The organism is Prosthecobacter vanneervenii, assembly GCF_014203095.1.
Classification (GTDB): Bacteria; Verrucomicrobiota; Verrucomicrobiia; order Verrucomicrobiales; family Verrucomicrobiaceae; genus Prosthecobacter; species Prosthecobacter vanneervenii.
In genome coordinates this window covers 82,544-100,422 of record NZ_JACHIG010000006.1, presented here as the reverse complement: position 1 = coordinate 100,422, position 17,879 = coordinate 82,544, and the positions used below count along the sequence as shown (strand labels likewise).

General features: G+C 59.1%; 16 protein-coding genes and 1 riboswitch. Of the genes, 8 read left to right on the top strand and 8 right to left on the bottom strand.

Features of this window, described 5'->3' with window-relative positions; genetic code table 11:
• Positions 1 to 6: 6 nt before the first annotated feature.
• The 5 genes from HNQ65_RS14800 to HNQ65_RS14780 form a co-directional block, all read right to left on the bottom strand.
• Positions 7 to 981: a cupin-like domain-containing protein gene (locus HNQ65_RS14800; RefSeq protein WP_184340351.1), complete on the bottom strand. Its 975-nt coding sequence runs from the start codon at positions 979 to 981 to the stop codon at positions 7 to 9.
• An 11-nt stretch (positions 982 to 992) separates the two neighbouring features.
• Positions 993 to 1,775 (bottom strand): DUF3313 family protein, encoded by a 783-nt coding sequence (locus tag HNQ65_RS14795; RefSeq protein ID WP_184340350.1) that lies wholly within the window; start codon positions 1,773 to 1,775, stop codon positions 993 to 995.
• The gene (locus tag HNQ65_RS14790; protein ID WP_184340349.1) at positions 1,772 to 2,353 is read right to left on the bottom strand and encodes a DedA family protein; all 582 of its coding nucleotides are present in this window, start codon (positions 2,351 to 2,353) and stop codon (positions 1,772 to 1,774) included. The genes HNQ65_RS14795 and HNQ65_RS14790 overlap by 4 nt, the downstream gene beginning before the upstream one ends.
• 6 nt (positions 2,354 to 2,359) lie before the next feature.
• Positions 2,360 to 3,676 (bottom strand): SDR family oxidoreductase, encoded by a 1,317-nt coding sequence (locus tag HNQ65_RS14785; protein WP_184340348.1) that lies wholly within the window; start codon positions 3,674 to 3,676, stop codon positions 2,360 to 2,362.
• 330 nt (positions 3,677 to 4,006) lie between these two features.
• Positions 4,007 to 4,753 carry an ABC transporter ATP-binding protein gene (locus HNQ65_RS14780; protein WP_184340347.1) on the bottom strand — a complete coding sequence of 249 codons (747 nt, stop codon included), beginning with the start codon at positions 4,751 to 4,753 and terminating at the stop codon, positions 4,007 to 4,009.
• 84 nt (positions 4,754 to 4,837) lie between these two features.
• On the opposite strand from HNQ65_RS14780, the gene HNQ65_RS14775 reads away from it, so the two are divergent.
• The 4 genes from HNQ65_RS14775 to HNQ65_RS14760 are packed head-to-tail and all read left to right on the top strand — an operon-like array spanning position 4,838 to position 8,926.
• The gene (locus HNQ65_RS14775; RefSeq protein ID WP_184340346.1) at positions 4,838 to 5,611 is read left to right on the top strand and encodes a metallophosphoesterase family protein; all 774 of its coding nucleotides are present in this window, start codon (positions 4,838 to 4,840) and stop codon (positions 5,609 to 5,611) included.
• 12 nt (positions 5,612 to 5,623) lie between these two features.
• Positions 5,624 to 7,228, top strand: a complete 1,605-nt coding sequence (locus HNQ65_RS14770) for a BON domain-containing protein (RefSeq protein ID WP_184340345.1) — start codon at positions 5,624 to 5,626, stop codon at positions 7,226 to 7,228.
• Positions 7,228 to 8,307, top strand: a complete 1,080-nt coding sequence (locus HNQ65_RS14765; protein ID WP_184340344.1) for a hypothetical protein — start codon at positions 7,228 to 7,230, stop codon at positions 8,305 to 8,307. Before HNQ65_RS14770 ends, HNQ65_RS14765 begins: the two co-directional genes overlap by 1 nt.
• 16 nt (positions 8,308 to 8,323) lie before the next feature.
• Entirely contained in the window at positions 8,324 to 8,926 is a 603-nt protein-coding gene (locus tag HNQ65_RS14760) for a hypothetical protein (RefSeq protein WP_184340343.1), read from the top strand.
• 9 nt (positions 8,927 to 8,935) lie between these two features.
• On the opposite strand, the gene HNQ65_RS14755 is transcribed toward HNQ65_RS14760, so the two are convergent.
• The 3 genes from HNQ65_RS14755 to HNQ65_RS14745 all read right to left on the bottom strand — a co-directional run bounded on the left by HNQ65_RS14755 (position 8,936) and on the right by HNQ65_RS14745 (position 12,391).
• Positions 8,936 to 9,751 (bottom strand): superoxide dismutase, encoded by an 816-nt coding sequence (locus tag HNQ65_RS14755; RefSeq protein ID WP_184340342.1) that lies wholly within the window; start codon positions 9,749 to 9,751, stop codon positions 8,936 to 8,938.
• Between the two features lie 76 nt (positions 9,752 to 9,827).
• A complete protein-coding gene (locus HNQ65_RS14750) occupies positions 9,828 to 11,015 on the bottom strand; it encodes a serine hydrolase domain-containing protein (RefSeq protein WP_184340341.1) in 1,188 nt (395 codons plus the stop codon).
• Positions 11,016 to 11,089: 74 nt separating this feature from the next.
• Complete coding sequence (locus tag HNQ65_RS14745; RefSeq protein WP_221306173.1) at positions 11,090 to 12,391, bottom strand: vanadium-dependent haloperoxidase; 1,302 nt, start codon at positions 12,389 to 12,391, stop codon at positions 11,090 to 11,092.
• Between the two features lie 353 nt (positions 12,392 to 12,744).
• Positions 12,745 to 12,856: riboswitch (TPP riboswitch) on the top strand.
• A 64-nt stretch (positions 12,857 to 12,920) separates the two neighbouring features.
• On the opposite strand from HNQ65_RS14745, the gene thiC reads away from it, so the two are divergent.
• From thiC to HNQ65_RS14725, 4 genes are all read left to right on the top strand, one after another.
• Positions 12,921 to 14,885, top strand: coding sequence for a phosphomethylpyrimidine synthase ThiC (gene thiC / locus HNQ65_RS14740; RefSeq protein WP_184340339.1), 1,965 nt, complete (start codon positions 12,921 to 12,923; stop codon positions 14,883 to 14,885).
• Between the two features lie 29 nt (positions 14,886 to 14,914).
• Positions 14,915 to 16,063, top strand: a complete 1,149-nt coding sequence (locus HNQ65_RS14735) for a DUF262 domain-containing protein (RefSeq protein ID WP_184340338.1) — start codon at positions 14,915 to 14,917, stop codon at positions 16,061 to 16,063.
• Entirely contained in the window at positions 16,064 to 16,879 is an 816-nt protein-coding gene (locus HNQ65_RS14730; protein ID WP_184340337.1) for a HEPN domain-containing protein, read from the top strand.
• A 172-nt stretch (positions 16,880 to 17,051) separates the two neighbouring features.
• Positions 17,052 to 17,696: a protein-L-isoaspartate O-methyltransferase family protein gene (locus HNQ65_RS14725; protein ID WP_184340336.1), complete on the top strand. Its 645-nt coding sequence runs from the start codon at positions 17,052 to 17,054 to the stop codon at positions 17,694 to 17,696.
• Positions 17,697 to 17,879: the final 183 nt, after the last annotated feature.

Sequence of the window (17,879 nt, the reverse complement as noted above, 5' to 3'; positions counted from 1 at the left end):
TCAGCATCAGGCTTTGGGGGCAGCTGTCATTTTGTGACAGGTGCAGTTGCCCCAGCGATAGAGGCGCAGCCTGTGCAGCAGCGCTTTGATCTCCGCCTTGCCGCCGCCGATCAAAACCTCTGGCAGCGTAAGTCCGAAGACCGCGAGGCTCACGGACGGCTCCAGCGCCACGACGCAGTGCCAGGTCTGCTTGGGCACAAAAAGCGCATCCCCTGCCTCCACGCGTGCATAGAGGCCTTTCGTCTTGGCAAAATCCTCCCGCATTTGCGGCTGCTCCGCGAGCTTAGAAATGTTGATATCACTGAGAGTGGCACCCCAGTCGAACTTCTTCGAAGGGTGCATATGCGGCGTGTTCTCCGGCGGGAAGAGCAGGAACTCCTTCACCCCCGCCACCTGGCAAAACCAGTTGTCTGGAAAATCGTAATGCAGGCCGGTGACGGTGTTTGAGGGACCGATGAAAACATACTTCCAGGTCATGCGCCAGCCGGGCCAGAGAGTGCGGATGGCAAAGTCCTTTTTCATTTCCGGGAACTCCCGCAAAATGTCCCACTGAGCGAGATAGATGCGGTTCGGGGTGAAGCTCCGCAAATGGTCCCAGTTCAGGTGAAAGCGATCGCCTGGTTTGAGTCCTTTCCAAATACGATCCGGACACAATCCGGTGCCACCATCCCACTCCGCACGAATTTTGCGCGCCAGGTCATCCAGCTCTCGCAGGTAGGGAGCCACGGGAAGATCGAGCGGCTCTTTGGTCACCCCCTGCTCGACCAGACCATTTTGGAAACTTGAGATGACTTCAGAGCCATCGGGCCGCTTGAGTTCTGCCAGTCTGGCAAAGGTCCACTTATCCCAGGCAGGCCAGGATTTCACCGCCCCCTTCACCAGCAGAGGAGTCTTGCGCGGCTGAAATCCGCCCTGCCGCGCCAAGTCTGCCGCAGAGATGGTTTCAACCAGTTGGAATTCGGGACCTTGATAGTTGGTCATGGCATTGCGAGTCAATAGTTCCACAGCACCACGGGAAAGCTGTCTTTCACCTTCACATCCGCCTTGGTGCGGAGAAGTTCCTCCAGCTGTTTGGCCCACTCAGTGATGGCAAAGTGCGCCTGCCCTGAGGGAAAGAACTCCTGAATGGGCAGGATCAAAACGGTCTTTCCGATCTCCTTGTCAGCAAACTCGAAAAAAGACTTCCCTGACTTTGGCTCAATCATGCGCCCTTCAATGGCAATGACGCCCCGCGTTCCTTTCAGAGTTACGGCAGCCACTCCGTCAAACGTGACCCAGTCCACGACTTCGCGCACGGCGAAGCCCGTGTAGGTGTTTGGCACCCATTCCAGCAGTGAAAGCTCTAGGGTCACGGCCTCCTTGCCAGGCTCGTCCACCACAGTAAAGCGCGGGTTTTTTGAATCCTTGAACACCTGAATGAATTTTTTGCGCGTGTACTTGGCGAGCGTGGGCAGGTTGCGGTCGCGGCGCCATGATCCGTATTCGATCTTCGGAATGATCCCCTCCATTGGCCGCACGTGACTGTGCTGCACGGGAGCGATGTAGATTTTTTTGACCTTTTCGAGAGTGGCGACCATCTTTTTGTCCGGGTCCCACCAGTTTCCGAGAAACGGAGAACGTTCGCGCACTTCCCTCAGATTCCCGGCGTGCTCTAGGAAGGTCGAAGGCTTGACCTCGACGGCTGCCACCACGCTTTTGGCGGTGCGGCAGGATGCAAGTGCCAGTGCCAGCAGCATCATCGTGCCTTTGCAAAGGCGACATAGGTCGGCGCTCACAGTCCGTCCTCCTTGGTCTCCACGTCCCTTGCGGCACAAACCGCGCGCCAGTGGAACAGCAGCAGGATGAGGCAGGCCAGACCGCCCAACAACCAGCCGCTGTAGTCATGGAATTTTTCCAGCAGGGGCTGGATGGACATGCCAAACAAATAACCCGCGCAGAGGAGAGTCCCGGCCCACAGCCCGGCAGACAGCACATCCAGCACCAGAAAGCGCAGGGCCAGCAGCTTTGTCATGCCCAGGGTGAAGGGCACGATCATGCTCAGGCCAGGAAAATACTGGAAGCTGAAGATGATCGCCGTCTGGTGTCCTTCCACTCGTCTGCGCACCGATTCAAAACGCGCTCGCATTCCCGGGAAGCGTTGCAGCACCCTGCCACCCATCAGCCGGCCTAAGTAGAAACAGAACTGGTCCGAAATGACGGTGCCAAGCAGAGCGGCGAGCAAAGCCGCCACCGGCGGCAGCAGGCCCTGGCGGATGGCCAGACCCGCCACGAGCACGACTCCTTCTCCTTCAAAAATGGTACCGATGACCAGAGCCAGCAGGCCATAGTCCTGGATGAAGCCTGAAGTGTTCATGCCGCCTCAGACAAAATCGATCATCGCCTGGGCGTAGATGTTTACTTCTTTGCAGGTCTCCAGGCACACCGCCAGATAGTCTGAAAACTTTGGTGGTGGCGGGGCTCCTTCCTTGAGCAGTCGTTCATTGTCAAAGGTGGCGTTCAGCGCCGCAAATCCGCCGTAGAGCCGGATGGCCATCTGCATGAAGCGGCGATTACATTCCCCGAAGATTTCATGGAAGCTTGCTTTGCGGGCAACCGCCTCTTCCACGGTGCCACTGTAGAACTCCTTGTCCGCTCCGGTGCCCGCCGCTTTGACAAAGGCAGCGTCGATTTCCGCGAAGGTCGAGCTGTGGGAGGGGCCTGAACCCACGTGATAAATGGAATGCTTCAGCTTTCGTGCGGCCACTAGATGCAGCACTGCACGTGCGGCATAGTCCACCGGCACCACATCGATCATGCCATCCAGAGGCGAAGTCGTCATCCGGAGCGCGTGGCTCATACGAAAGGCCCAGAAGATGCTTCCGGAGGGGCGGCAGCCGAGCTTGGTATGTCCAGCGATGATGGTCGGCCGGACGATGACGAAAGGCAGGCCTTCCATCTCCTTCATCAGCCGCCGTTCGGCCTCGGCCTTGCTCTCGGTATAAGGCACAAGGTGCTGACCGTTGATGCTCAGGCTCACATCCTCCTCCACCACGCTTGGCGGCTTGTCTCCGCAGATCATTGCCGTGCTGATGTGCATGAAGCGCTTCAAGCCCGAAGCACGCTTCAGATGGCGTGCGAATTCCAGCGTGCCGTCCACGTTCACCCGCCAGACGTTGGGATCTTTTCCAAAGGAGGTGATGCCAGCGCAGTTCACCACATGTGTCACGTGCTTCAGCCTTTCGTCATCTGCAAAGGCGTGCACATTGGCAAGATCTCCGCAGAGAACGTTCTTGATCGTCAACTGCTGGAGGCGCGTGGAAGGCACATCAAACCGCTCCAAGGAGCGCCGGACACGCGCAAGACCTTCCTCAGGACTGCACGCGCGCGCCATGAGGAGGAGCTTCCCAGGAAAAGCCGTGTTCAAGAGTTCTGCCACGACAGCACCACCCAAAAAGCCCGTCACGCCGGTGATCAAAAACACATCCGAGTTCACAACAGAGGCAAGATTTGGAAAAGGCACGGTAGCGGCGGGTTTTTCCACCCGTCCCGCGGATTCCATGACGACTTCTTCCGCGAATGGAGTCTTGCGCCCCTCTGAATTGCTCATCCTCGGGTTCACCGAAAACTGGGTCCGGAAACGGTTGGAGGCCACGGCGAGACCCAGGGAATCTTTGTTAAAAAGGGTATCAGGAATCATGAAAGAACCGCTGGAGTTGGAAGTGCGCGCTTGGGTTAAAGCACTCTAAAGGAATCGAAGGGATGGTTGCAGAGGTCGGCTGTTTGTGGGTTAAGCAGGCCTTGGGTATTCAAAGAAAAAGAACGAGCTGCGCGCAAGCTTAAACATCTCTATTTCAATGAATTACAACCTGTCTAGCGCCTATTTTTCAACAGCCCCTAGCCGACCGCAGATTCACAATACCCCATCCAAATTAAGCACGATCACTCAATTTAAATAGTATATAATCTTATTCAATCAGGACATTAGCCCCAACAAGAGTCATGCCTAACATGAAGGAACAGCCATCACTTACCACTGTAGGCTAGAGACCGATGCACGCTCAGCGTTGCGGCTCTCTTTGACGATGTGGCCGTCTGAAAGATGGAGGACTCGATCAGCCATGGCGGACATGGCCGCATTATGGGTGATGACGATGGTCAGGGTACCGAGTTCGCGGTTGATGCGCTCGATGGCCTCCAGCACGGTGATGCCGGTGTTCACATCCAGAGCGCCGGTGGGTTCGTCGCACAGGAGCACCTCGGGCTTTTTGGCGATGGCGCGGGCGATGGCTACGCGCTGCTGCTCACCGCCGCTGAGCTGGGAGGGGAAATGGTCCAAGCGGTGGCTCAGGCCCACACGGTCCAGCGCGTCCTCTGGCTTCATGGGGTCTGGGGCGATGTCTGTGATGAGGGCCACGTTTTCCCGCGCGGTAAGGCTGGGGATGAGATTGTAAAATTGGAAGACGAAGCCTACGCAGTTACGGCGAAACTGGGTCAGCGTGCGCTCCCCGCCGCCTGAGAGGTCCCAGCCCTTGTAGTGCAGGCTGCCGGAAGTGGGGATGTCCAGCCCGCCGAGGATGTTGAGCAGTGTGGACTTGCCACTGCCAGAAGCACCCAGCAGCACAGCCAGCTCCCCAGTGTGAAAGTCCAGGTCCACCCCCTGCAGTGCCACCACGTTGAGGTCTCCGGTGTGGTACACCTTGCGCAGTCCACGGGCCGCAAAGATGGGCGGCGGGCTGGCTGGGCTTAGGCTGGGCTTCTGGGGGGAGGGTGACATCCAGAGCACCTTGCACCGGCTCAGGGATTCTGCCAACACGATGATCGGTGGTTGCGTCTGGCGCTCATCGCGCAAGATTGGCCGATGCCCATTCTGGTCAGCGATGAAGCCCCCGACATTCACACGTCGAGGGTCAAGCTCCCCACCCGCGAACGCAAAAGCGGGCGGACTCTCGTCATTGGAGATATCCACGGCTGCTCCACCGCGCTAGACCTGCTGCTCCAGGAACTGGCCCCCCGGAGCGATGACACCATTGTGACTCTGGGAGACTACGTGGACCGCGGACCGGACACCCGAGGCGTTTTGCACACCCTGCTGGACCTGGAAAGCCACTGCCAGCTCATTCCCATCCTGGGAAATCATGAGATCCTCATGCTGGATGCCCGCCAGAGCTTGGTGGACTCCGGATCCTGGTATGGCGTAGGCGGCCGGCAGACGATGCAGTCCTACGGCTGCATGGACACGCCGGACTGGAGCGCCATCCCTGAGGAGCACTGGGAATTCCTCAGCAAGCGCCTGCAGCGCTGGCACATGAATGACACCCACATCTTTGCCCATGCCAATGTGAACGCCATGCTGCCCATGCCTGACCAGAGCGACGACTGGCTCTTCTGGCGGCGGTTTGACGACTCCCATCCGCATTTTTCCGGCAAGACCATGATCTGCGGCCACACCGCGCAGAAAAACGGGCTGCCTCTCATCCTGCCCGGCCGCATCTGCATCGACACCTGGGCCTACGGCGAAGGCTGGCTCACCTGCCTGGAGACTGAGACTGGTGCGATCCTCCAGACCAATCAGCGCGGTGAGGCACGGCGCTACAGCACCGAAGAGGTGCGCATGCTCACCGAGAAGGAGTGACCATCCCCCGCCATGACACGCGCGCGCTGGATTCTCTCTGCTGCCTCCCTCTTCGCGCTCTGGCTGCTAGGAGCACTGGTCTTGCTACCCGTCATGCAGCGCACGCTTGAGGCCGCTGCAAAGGATACACTTTCCAAGCAGACTGAGCTGAAAGACCGTCTGGGAGCGCTGCAAGTGACCTTTGACGGCCAGCAGGCACACCTGCGCGGCAGCGTGCGCACCGCACAAGACCGCAACCGCATCGAGGCCGCAGTGAGAGACTTGGTGCGTGCCCCTGCACCGCTTTCCGGTGGCCTGGGCCTGCACCTTAATCCCGTGGGCGGCGTGCGCAGCGAGATCGAGATCGTGCCCTATGCGCCCGGCTGGCTGCTGCTGGCCGCCAACGGACCCCGTGCCCGCCTGCTGGGCACCGCCGCGAACGCCTACGAGGCCCGGGATCTGGCACGGAGCGTGCAGGACCAGTGGGACACCCGGGGCGGCTCCACTGAAGGCATGCCCGGCACCGATGCCGAGGTCCATGACGAGGCGGCCAGCGTCTCCACTACGCTGCGAGGCATCCCTGCACCGTCCACAGGTGCACAGGCCTGGCTGGCACGCATCGGCCAAGGCTGGCGCCAGCTGGCGCTGCAAAGCGCAGACGCCACCCTGCTGTCCCAAGCCCGTGATGCGGGGGTGAGCGAGGAGGAGTGGAAGAAGCAAGTGCTGCCCGCCCTGGAGGAACTGCGCGCCCTGCACCTCAAAGAGCAGCGTGCCGAATTGGATGCCGAACGCTTTGTGCGTCTGCCTCCGGGCCATCTTTTTCTGGCAGCACGAGGCCAGGAGATCATTCTACGGGGGGAAGTGGGCAGCGAGGCCATGAAGCGCACTGTTTTGGAGGAAGCACTGCAGGCTTTCTCCCCACGTCGTCTGCATGACCAGATCCGTGTCACCACAGATCGGCGGCCCAGCGGTGAGTTTGGCCCCATCACGACGGCCCTGCTGCCAGAGAAGGACAAGCCCGGTGGCAAGACCTGCTTTCTGGGCCTGGCAGGCGACGCCTGGAAGCCAGTGGAATGGCAGATCGCCGTGAAGGAACAGACCTGGAAAAATGACCTGCCAGGCATGCTGGATCTTCGGGAGTTACAAGCCGACAGCGCCGTGGTCAGCAGCTGGCTGGATGGCACTGGCGGCACCTCTCCCAGCCAGCCTCAGGCGATGCAGCCCGCCTTTCTGAGCCTGGCAGTGTTTGGCAGCCGCGTCATTCTCTCCGGTCAAGTGGCCGAGGCAGCAGCCCAAGCCCTGTGCGTGGATGCCGTGCGCCGCGCCTACAGCCCGCCGTTTCTGGTGATGAGCGACTCCTTCCGCGTGCATGGCGACTGTGCGGCCTCCAGAGGCATCCTGAACACGCTGAAGAGCCTGCCGCCAGCACCCAAAGCCGGAAGCGCAGGCATTTTTGCCATCGCGCGTCCGGGTGGAGACTGGGAGATTATGCTGGTGACGCAGGATCTGGTGGAGGCGGGCGGCATCGCGCGCGCTGGCAAAGTCCCCGCTGGCATTCCTGCTGCCGTCGTTGAAGAACTCTCCGCCGAGGCCGTAGAAGAGCTGCGCCTGCACCTGGCCCACCCTGAATTTCCCTGATGTCCTCCTTCCTCTGGCTGCTGCTCTACCTCGCCCCGCTGCTCGGTCTCACCGCCGCGCTCTTCGGGTGGTTTGGCTGGCATTGGCGTGGCAGCGATCTGCTCAAGAGCATCCAAGATCTCACCGCCAAGCTCGAAGAGGCCCAGAAAGCCCTGCGCACAGCGGAGGCAGAAGCCCAGGCTGCTACCGCCGCTGAGCCGACGCCGCAGCAGGCTCCAAACACCACCGAGCAGCAGGCCCTGCACGATGATCTCAAGGCAGCTCAGAATGAAATCCGGCTGCAGCAGGACGCTGCCGCCAAGGCCCGCGAAGCTGCACGCGCACTGGAAACCGAAAGCGCACGCCTGCTCTCTGATCTGGAGCATCTGCGTGCAGCCCAGAGCAGCACACAATCAGAGCTGGCCACAGCCAAAGTGGAACTGGCGGCCAGCAGGGCGGAGCACACAGCCGCGCAGCAAGCGCTCGCTACGGCCGAGGCAGAGCTGACGCAGTTGCGGAGCGTACCACCTGCAGCGGCCCCAGAGCCCCAGGCCAAGCGCAAACGCAGCCCTGCGGCCAAACCGAAAGCCGCAGCGCCTGCCGCCAATCTTGGAGAAAAAATCGCCGCGCTGGAAAACCAGCTCTCAGCGCAGCAAGCCAGCCTGACAACGCTGACTCAGGAGCGCGACGATTGCCAGCACCGCATTCGTTCGCTTGAGGAAAAGACACCGCCAGATGCCGCCGGCCTACGCCAGGCACGCCGCAGTCTGGCAGACAGCGAGAAGCGTCTGGCCGCAGCCACCGCCGAGGTTGACAGCCTTCAGACTCAGACCCGCGTGCTGCGCCGTATCGAGGAAAGCGCCGCTGTCAGCAGTTCCGTGCCTGACGACGACCTCACCCAGATCAAGGGCATCAAAAAAGTCATCAGCGAGCAGCTCTACTCCCACGGCATCCGCACCTGGAGGCAGATCGCGCTTTGGAATGAAGAAGAACTGCGTGCCTTCAGCGAGCTGCTGGCCTTTAAAAATCGCGCCACCCGCGAACAATGGCAGGAGCAGGCCCGCGCACTTCACGAGGCCGCATACGGCCCTCTGACCTGATCTGCCTTTCCGAGCAATGTCCCACGTCTTTCGTCTCTCCGCGCTGCTGCTTTTATTCACCCTGGCCTCCTGCGTGAACGTCGGCACGCCTGCCCAGCGGCAGCAGAGGGCTCACGAACTCAGCACCGCGCTGCAGCAGCTCTCCCCCACCGTCAGTGCCCGGGAGGCCGACAGGTTGGCCAGCACCGCCATCGAGGAATCAGCCAAACTTTCCGCCGACTTCAACCCGCTGTGCTACCCCTGGCTGAACAACGGCCTGGTGAACACCGGTCTGCGCAAGCGCGGGCTCTGCTACCAGTGGCGGGACGATCTCTTCCCGCATCTGTTTCTCCTCCACCCCAAGACCATGGAGCTGCATCTCACGGCATCCAAGCGCGACACCTGGATGGAGCATCATGGCATCATCGTCACCGCCAAGGGGCAGCGTTTTGAAGACGGTCTTGTCATCGACCCGTGGCGTCACGGCGGCCGCCTGTGGTGGGGCCGCGTAGCCGCCGACAAAAAGCACCCCTGGAAGCCCCTGCCCTACGAGCTCACGCCCATGGTGCTGCGCCCGCTGCTGATGCCAGATCTGTATCCGACCAAGGAGTCCGCCCAAGTCGCACCAACGAAGCGCTGAGCGCCTTTTTCAGACTCGTGCCAGATTGCAGGCCACGGTGTAGGAACGCGACACGAAGTTCCAGTTCACCACATTCCACCAGGCGTCGATGTATTTGCGGCGGTCGTTGCGGAATTTCAGGTAGTAGGAGTGCTCCCACAGGTCCAGGCAGAGGATGAAGCGGCCGCTGTGCTCTGCGGGCACGATCTCGGACATGAGAGGATTGTCCTCATTGCGCAGGGTGGTGATGACCAGCCTGCCGCCGGGGCGGAAAACCACAAAGGCCCAGCCCGAGCCAAAGTGCTTCATGGCCGCCTCGGTAAAAGCCGTCTTGAATTCACCAATGCCGCCAAAGTCTCTCACGATGGCCTCAGCCACTCGTCCCTGCGGCCCGTCAGGGCCGCTACCAGGAGGTGCCAGAAAGCGCCAGAAGGCGGTGTGATTGATGTGCGCGCCGCCATACAGGCGCAGTGCATGCTGCGTGTCCGCAGAGAGCATCTGCGGCGGGCCGCCCATGCGCACCATGCTGCGGCGCGGATCCGTGGGCACGACCAGCCGGCTGAGGTTGGGCATGAGCGTGCTCACGTTTGGCACGTTCAGGTTCAGCGGCTGCAGCGTCTCCTGCAGTTTGTCGAGGATGTCCGTGTGGTGCCTGCCGTGGTGAAGCTTCAGCGTGGCGGCATCCAGATGCGGCTCCAGCGCGTCAAAGTCAAACGCCAGCGGTTCCTGCTTCAGCGGCACGCCCAGAGGTGCTAGCACCTGCTCCTCCGCCGCGAGAAACGCCCCCGTCACAGCGGTCATGCCGGTGGAGAGAAAGGCGCGTCGGGTGACTCCGGATTTTTTCATGCAATTGCCAGTGGAATACTTCATTGAAGCCTCTAGCAGCAAGCAAGTTCCGCACCCTATGGATGCAAAATTCAGCTTACGGCTTTGTCTTCTTTGCCACTGTAGCCACGGGCTTCACTGTGATGCCTGCCGCCTCCATGACAAGATGCTGAAAGGCATCCTTAGGCTTGCCGCTATCTGGCACCAAAACGTTCTGCACCATGTAAACCGTGACGATGCCGCTCTGCGGATCGATGCAGCCATTCGTGGCAAAGGCGCCGCCGTGGCCAAAGCTGCCCACCGGCATCTGGGAGTTCACACGCTGTGTCTCAATGTTCACCTGCCAGCCGCAGGCGTAGTTCAGCATCTTGCCGCTGGCACTCACAGGCGCGGTCATGTCTTTGACGGATTTTTCCGAGAGCACGCGCACGCCGTCCAGCTCGCCGCCGTTGGCGATCATGGAATAAAAGCGCCCCATGTCCGCAGCGGTGGAAAAGAGACCGCCCGAGGGCTCCACCATGTGCGTCACGCTGGCATCGCTGGTCACAAAGGGGTTGTAGCCCGGCACCAGCTCATGCGTCTCGTCATCCATCTTGTAGGTGCGGGCGATGCGTGCGCGGTGTGCGTCGTCGGGATTGAACATCGTGTCCTTCATGCCCAGCGGTGCGAAGATTTTTGCCTGCAAAAAGGCGTCATACTTCATGCCCGAAACCAGCTCGATGATGCGTCCGGCCACGGTGGGCCCAAAGCCGTACTCGTAGGCACTGCCGGGCTGAAAGGCCAGCGGGGTCTTGAGCAGAGAGGCCACATAGGCCTTCAGCGAGATGGCTCCGTCTGACGGTGCACGGCGTGGAAAGGCGATGCCTGCCGTGTGGCTGAGCAGCATGCGCAGGGTGATGGGCTTTTCCGGTGCGCTGCCATCGGCCAGCTTTACCTTTCCCAGTTCCGGCAGCCACTTTGAGGCGGGCTCATCGAGCGAGAGTTTGCCCTCGTCCACCAGCACCATCACAGCGGAGCCATTAATGGATTTCGTCATCGACGCGATCCAGAAGAGCGCGTCTTTTTCCATCGCGCGACCTTTGGCCACATCGGCCATGCCTGCAGCATCGTGGTGCACCACTTTGCCCTTTTCCATCACCAGCGTGACGATGCCTGCCGCCTGCTTCGCCTTTACCGCAGCCTCCATCGCCGGATGAATGGCGGCCAGCTTGGCTGCGTCCAGCGCAGGGAGCAGGGCGGGAAACAGCAGGAGGGAGGAAAGCGCGGTGCAGAAGAATCGGTGCATCGCAAAACAACGCGCCAGCCGCGCCACATCTACCCGTGATTTAAAAAACGAAACCTCGGATGCGGCCCGCGCTTTTATCTTCTCCTTCGTGTGCCCAGCAGCATCGCACCACCCAGCAGCACCAGCACGGCGCCTGCGGGCTCGGGCACGAGGGCAAAGTTGTTGCCCATCACGTAGTTGGCCACATTGGCACCGATGGCCTGGCCATCGGTCACGGAGGTCATGAACTGAGTGCCGCCATACACGCCCGCCATTCCAGCTTCAGTGGCTGCCTGACTGAAGCTGGTGAAGTGGCGTGTCAGGTCGATGTGGCCGTCTCCATTGATGTCGCTGCCCAGGCTGAAGGACACACTGTCTCCCAGATAGGAGGCCAGCACGGTGGCAGCGGCCTGGCTGATGGTGGCCCCGAGGGACACATACTCCGGCAGCGAGGGCGAGGCGATGAGCGGTGCCCAGGAGGAATCCACATTCGTGCTCGAGTTGCCATCGATGTCCCCGTTGGCGATCGCTGTTTCTGGCCGCCAGAACTGCTGATCATAGCTCGTGGCCATGGCTGCGGTGCTGGCATCTGCCATGGCCACATTCAGCGTGGCCATGAGGCGCACGGTGTCTGCGGTGTTGAGCCCGGCAGTGCTGGCCACCGTCTGCGCGATCTGGTTCCACATGCCCGTGATCTTCACGGTGTTGTCCCCGGCGGCCCAGAAGTAGGCCTGATTCGTCTGGTCGGAGGTGCGTGTGGCGCTGAAGTTTGAGCCCAGGGCCTGCACCTGGTTGTAGTCTGCCGCATACTGGCTGGACTGCAGGTAGGCAGTGAGTGTGCCGCCCGGCAGCGTCGTCATGTAGGAGGCGGTGTTGGGGATGGCAAAGGCACCCACGCTGCCCCAGCCCGGCAGCACCGGAGCCGCAGCGGAGGTCTGCTGCCAGTAGCCGATGAGGCCCACCGGCGAGTAGGGCGTGCTGCTCGCAGCCGAGGAGCCGTCCGTAGCACGCCAGCTCAGGAGATTGTTTCCAATGGAAACGCCCCAGCCGATGCCGTCCGTCTTGGCATTGCCGTCTGCGATGGCACTGAGGCCGTTGTTGTAGAGGGTGGTGAAGCTGCTGCTGGAGCCCGGGTAGAGATTCTGCATCACCGTATTGGCCGCAGAAATCATCGCCGCCTGGTAATCCGCCCCCGTGGGCCCTGCGCCGGGATCTGCGTAGCCGCCGTAGCTGTAAGGCACGTAGTTGGTCTGCAGGCTCTCGATCGCGTTGTACATCGCCAGATCGAGGATCGCGAGATCATGCGCCACCTGGGGGGCCTCCATGCCGGTCATCTGGCTCAGCGCCAGGGAGTTCCAGTCCGAAACAATGTCCCCACGCACCGTCGGGACCGCCATCAATAGCAGTCCCACGGCTGCCATCGCGCTGGTAACTGGGGGGCGGAAACGCAACATCGGCTGATAGAACACCTAAGTTTACTATAATTTTTATAACCTAACAACGACTTTCTAGCCTTTTCCTCCTCAGTAATTTCAGTCCGTGGGGGGACTCATGCACCCAGAGGAAGGGTATGAGATTGAAGATCAGAGCCAAAGATTATCTCCAGTCGCGTGTCGCTGCGCACGGGTCATGCGCGATTCCCTGGCGGGTGCAGCTTTGGAGGATCGAGGAGGCCCCGGCGGCCCACCGCAAACTCCCCCGCCCCGCCACTTCCCCTTGACCTTCGGCCTGCCACCCCGACAATCCCCCCACATCACGACAGGGGCGTCCCACCGCAGGGACTGAGACAGGCCTTCCTCGGCCCGAACCCTCCGAACCTGATGCGGGTCATGCCGCCGAAGGGAGTTCGCTCGGAGGTTCATCTCAGTTCCGGCTTTTCCGCCGCCCCACCCAAGAACAAAGAACCAGGAACCAAGAACTTTCCCTATGATCGCCTCCACCGCCTCCTTCGAGCCCCATTCCTCCGAGCAACTCCCCGCCTCCACCCGCGTCTATGTCCAAGGCGAGATCCACAAGGACGTGCAGGTGCCCATGCGCGAGATCGCCCTCTCCCCCACCAAGGACTTCAATGGGCGCATCATCCAGAATGAACCCGTGCGCGTCTATGACACCTCCGGCCCCTGGGGCGACCCCGCCTACAAAGGCACCGTGGAGGAAGGCCTCCCTGCCCTGCGCAAAAACTGGATCCTCGCCCGCAACGACGTGGAAGCCTACGAAGGCCGCGCCATCGAGCCACGCGACAACGGCTACCTCACCGCGAACCACGCCGAATACGCCGCCGCCAAGCGCGAAGGCATCCTCAGCCCGCTGAAGGCCCCCATCAATGCGCAGCGCCAGCCCCTGAAGGCGAAGGCGGGCAAGGTGGTGACGCAGCTCGCCTATGCACGTGCCGGCATCATCACGCCAGAGATGGAGTTCATCGCCATCCGCGAAAACATGAAGCGCGCGAAGATCGCCGACTTCACCAACGACATCGTGCGCAACGACCTCGACAAGCAGCACGTGGGCTCCGCCCAGGTGCAGAACGAGTACACGCCGGGCATTTTCAAGCGCTTCCCGCAGCGCATCCCGAACGAGATCACGCCCGAGTTTGTGCGCAGCGAAGTGGCCGCCGGACGCGCCATCATTCCCGCGAACATCAACCACCCCGAGCTGGAGCCGATGATCATCGGCCGCAATTTCCTGGTGAAGATCAATGCCAACATCGGCAACAGCGCCGTCGCTTCCAGCATCGAGGAAGAGGTGGAGAAAATGCGCTGGGCCACCAAGTGGGGCGGCGACACCGTCATGGACCTTTCCACCGGCAAGAACATCCACGCCACGCGCGAGTGGATCCTGCGCAACAGCCCCGTGCCCATCGGCACCGTGCCCATCTATCAGGCCCTGGAAAAAGTGAACGGCAAGGCCGAGGACCTCACCTGGGAGCTCTTCCGCGACACGCTCATCGAGCAGGCGGAGCAGGGCGTCGACTACTTCACCATCCACGCCGGCGTGCTACTGCGCTTTGTGCCCATGACGGCGTCCCGCATGACCGGCATCGTCTCCCGTGGCGGCAGCATCATGGCCAAGTGGTGCCTGGCCCACCACAAGGAAAACTTCCTCTACACCCACTGGGACGACATCTGCGACATCATGGCCGCCTACGACGTCTCGTTCTCCATCGGCGACGGCCTCCGCCCCGGCTCCGTGGCCGATGCCAATGACAAGGCGCAGTTTGGCGAGCTCGAAGTGCAGGGCGAGCTGACCGAGCGCGCCTGGGCCAAGGGCGTGCAGGTCATGAACGAAGGCCCCGGCCACGTGCCCATGCACATGATCGAGGAAAACATGGCCAAGCAGCTCGAGTGGTGCCACGAGGCCCCCTTCTACACCCTCGGGCCCCTCACCACCGACATCGCCCCCGGCTACGACCACATCACCAGCGGCATCGGTGCCGCCATGATCGGCTGGTACGGCTGCGCCATGCTCTGCTACGTCACCCCCAAGGAACACCTCGGCCTGCCCAACAAGGAAGACGTCAAAGCCGGTGTCATCACCTACAAACTCGCCGCCCACGCCGCCGACCTCGCCAAAGGCCACCCCGGCGCCCAATACCGCGACAACGCCCTCAGCAAAGCGAGATTCGAGTTCCGCTGGGAAGACCAGTTCAACTTGAGCCTCGACCCCGTCACCGCCCGCTCCTTCCACGACGAAACCCTCCCCCAAGACGGCGCCAAATCCGCCCACTTCTGCAGCATGTGCGGCCCACACTTCTGCAGCATGAAGATCACCGAAGACGTCCGCAAGTACGCGGCAGAGCAGGCGATCAGCGAAGAAGAAGCCCTCGCCAAAGGGATGGCGGAGAAGAGCAAGGAGTTCGTGGAGGCGGGGGCGGAGGTTTACACCAAGGCTTAACACGCAAGGAAATATACCCCTGTAGAATTATGGCTACCAAGAAGGCAAAACTCACGCCAAAGCAGATAGAGGACATCTACGACTCAGGCCAATACAGACTCACGCAGGAGCGAAGCGATTTTCTGTTGCCCCAGATCATTGATTTCGTAAGGCAAAAAAAATGGATTAACTTGCGCCCCGAGTATCAAAGGCGTCTGGTCTGGGATCGAAGAAAGAAATCATTGTTCATTGAGTCACTGCTCATGAACATTCCGGTGCCACCAGTGTTTTTATACGAGACGGACCTCAGTCGATATGAGGTCATGGACGGACAGCAGAGATTGAATGCTATTGTCGAGTTCTATGAGAACCAACTCAAGCTGACTGGCCTCGAGACTTGGTCTGCATTAAACGGCTACACTTATCAACAATGCCCACCGAGAATTAGGAGCGGCTTGGACCGCCGCCGCATCTCGGCGAATGTTTTGCTCGCAGAAAGCGCTTCGAGTGCGAGTGAGGTGAACTTTATCAGGAGAACTGTCTTCGAACGTCTGAATACAGGAGGTCAACAGTTGAATGCACAAGAACTGCGAAACTCGCTCTACTCAGGTCCCTTCAACGAAATGTTAATCGAGTTAGCTGGAAATCGGCTATTTGATCAGATATGGGAAATTCCGCCTTACGACGAGCATTACAAGAAAGACGATGGCTTCATCAATACTGACTTGGCTGAGAACAAGCTTTTCAAGCGGATGACAGACTGTGAAATCGTTCTGCGCTTTTTCGCATTCCGTCGTCCATCAGCAATTAAAGGTTCTGTGCGCAGCATGCTGGATGACTGCATGGCGTCACACCGCGAAGCATCGAGTTCGGAGATCGACGCCATGAAATCATCGTTCATTAGCAGCCTAGATCTCGCGCACCACATTTTTGGAACGCGAACCTTTCAGGCCAAAGACATTCAAAGTGGCAAGTGGCGGCTATCCCAGCCACTTTTTGATGCGGTTATGGTCGCCTCCGAACGGCATTTAGAATCAAAAAGCCGACTTGTTTCCAATCGGACAAAAATCGTCAAGAACTTGGAAGCAGCCCTCTCCGATCCAGAGACCTATGAAATAGTTGTCGGAAGGCCAAACACGGCAGCGGCAATCAAAGAACGCCTCTCTATAGTCGACGACATATTCACAAATCATTGCTAAATGGCCTCTTCATTAGCGAGCGCTGCCATTCGCGAATTTGAGCTCACTCTCGATGAGATCGATTCCTCAGTTCGATTCGCGGCTTTGGCCAGCAAGCTTCGCCCACGGCTCAGCCCAGTTGTAAATCGCGAATATCTGCACGGCGATCTAGAGCAGTTGGTCAAAGCTTTTACCGAATTCAAGGATGTCAATACTGCGCACCTTTGTCGAGGGCTGATAGTTGTAATCTCAGGTGCTTTCGAGAAACTTGTCAGACGAATTGTCGAAGAATCTGTGATTCACATCAATTCTTCGGCTCCGAAGTTCGATGAGCTTTCTCAGAGCATCCGAGTTCAGAACATCTTTTTTACGGGGCGTGCATTGTGCTCGTTTAAGGAACCGCCGGATCATTTGTCGATCGACACCCAAAAACTCTCGGCACAGCTCGCTTCATGCAACTTGGGCGCAAGCACATTTACCCTAAACGCCGAGGCATTTGCGATGTTTATCACCAATTTGACACCTGCACATCTGAGCGAGGTTTTTCGCTCTATCGGAATCACGTTAGATTGGGATTATTTTGGCCGGATAAAGACTTTTGAGGCCATGTTTGGAACTAAAGGACCAAGAGCCACTGGGACCGCTGCATCAAATAAACTCGGAGAACTTATACGAATTCGGAATCGCATCTCCCATACAGGCGAGAACAGCTCTGGAGTTGATGAAAATACTGTAAACTCATACGTAGCCTTCTTTCGAATATTTAGTCCAAACTTGATCGATTTAGTGGAAGCCAAACTACCAAAAGTCAAACCAATTGGCCCCAAGAAAAGCTGACCTCTGGAATCATTCTACTCTGACCCGTCGACAGTTCTATCCGCAGCCCCCTTGCCTTCTCGTCACCATGACCATTTGCTGCGCCTTCGATGGGCAACAAATAAAATGACTCGCAGAGCATCGGATATCGAAATTGTTTGGACCGTCATGACGAAACGAATAGGATAATCCCATGACGCCCCCAGACTTCGAACACACCAGCATTAATCCAATAGTTTGGGAATGCCTAAAGTCACAGGGCATCGATGAAAGAATAGTCGATGCCATGAAACGAACACCCATCCAAAAGTTCTTGAGTGAACAGTCACGATTTCGACAGCCTCCAAATTCACTGAATAGTCCCAACAAATTACCAAGGTTTTATCATCCGGCTCGCGCGCTGCAAGCTCTACAAGCTCAACCGAAAAGTCGTATTCTTGAAATAGGAACATTTTTGGGATGCAATGCCGCAGTCCTGAGTGAACTGGAAGCGATAGTCTATACTGTAGAGATCGATGAGAATCTAGCAGCCACAGCACGCGAATTGCTTCACCGATTTGGTTACGGAAGCGTCTCCGTGATCAATGCAAACGGCCTGTTTGGGTTGCCTCAATTTGCGTTATATGACAGAATAATCTTCACTTGCTCTATGACTCAGCGAATCCCATTGGTTGAGAAGCAGCTAGTGGCAGGCGGTCGAATTGTTTATGCTTTACAACATCAATTCGAGCAAAGGTTGATTAGTATCGATAAAGATTTGAGTGGCAAAATGCTAAGCCCAGTTGACCACGGACCCACAGCTTTCGAACCGATAAGGGGCAACGAGAGTGCTACATGAAACCTTTGAAGCCGAGAGGTCCTCTACATTCGCAGCGTCTGCAATGGCGCGGGAAGACCACGCTCCGCACGCGAACTGTTCCCACGCCTGGGCCTAATGCGCTGACAAAAGGCCAAAGGAATTGTATTATATCCCCCCATGAACCTCCGCCTCCTCACCTTGGCCAGCCTTCTCACCGCCTCC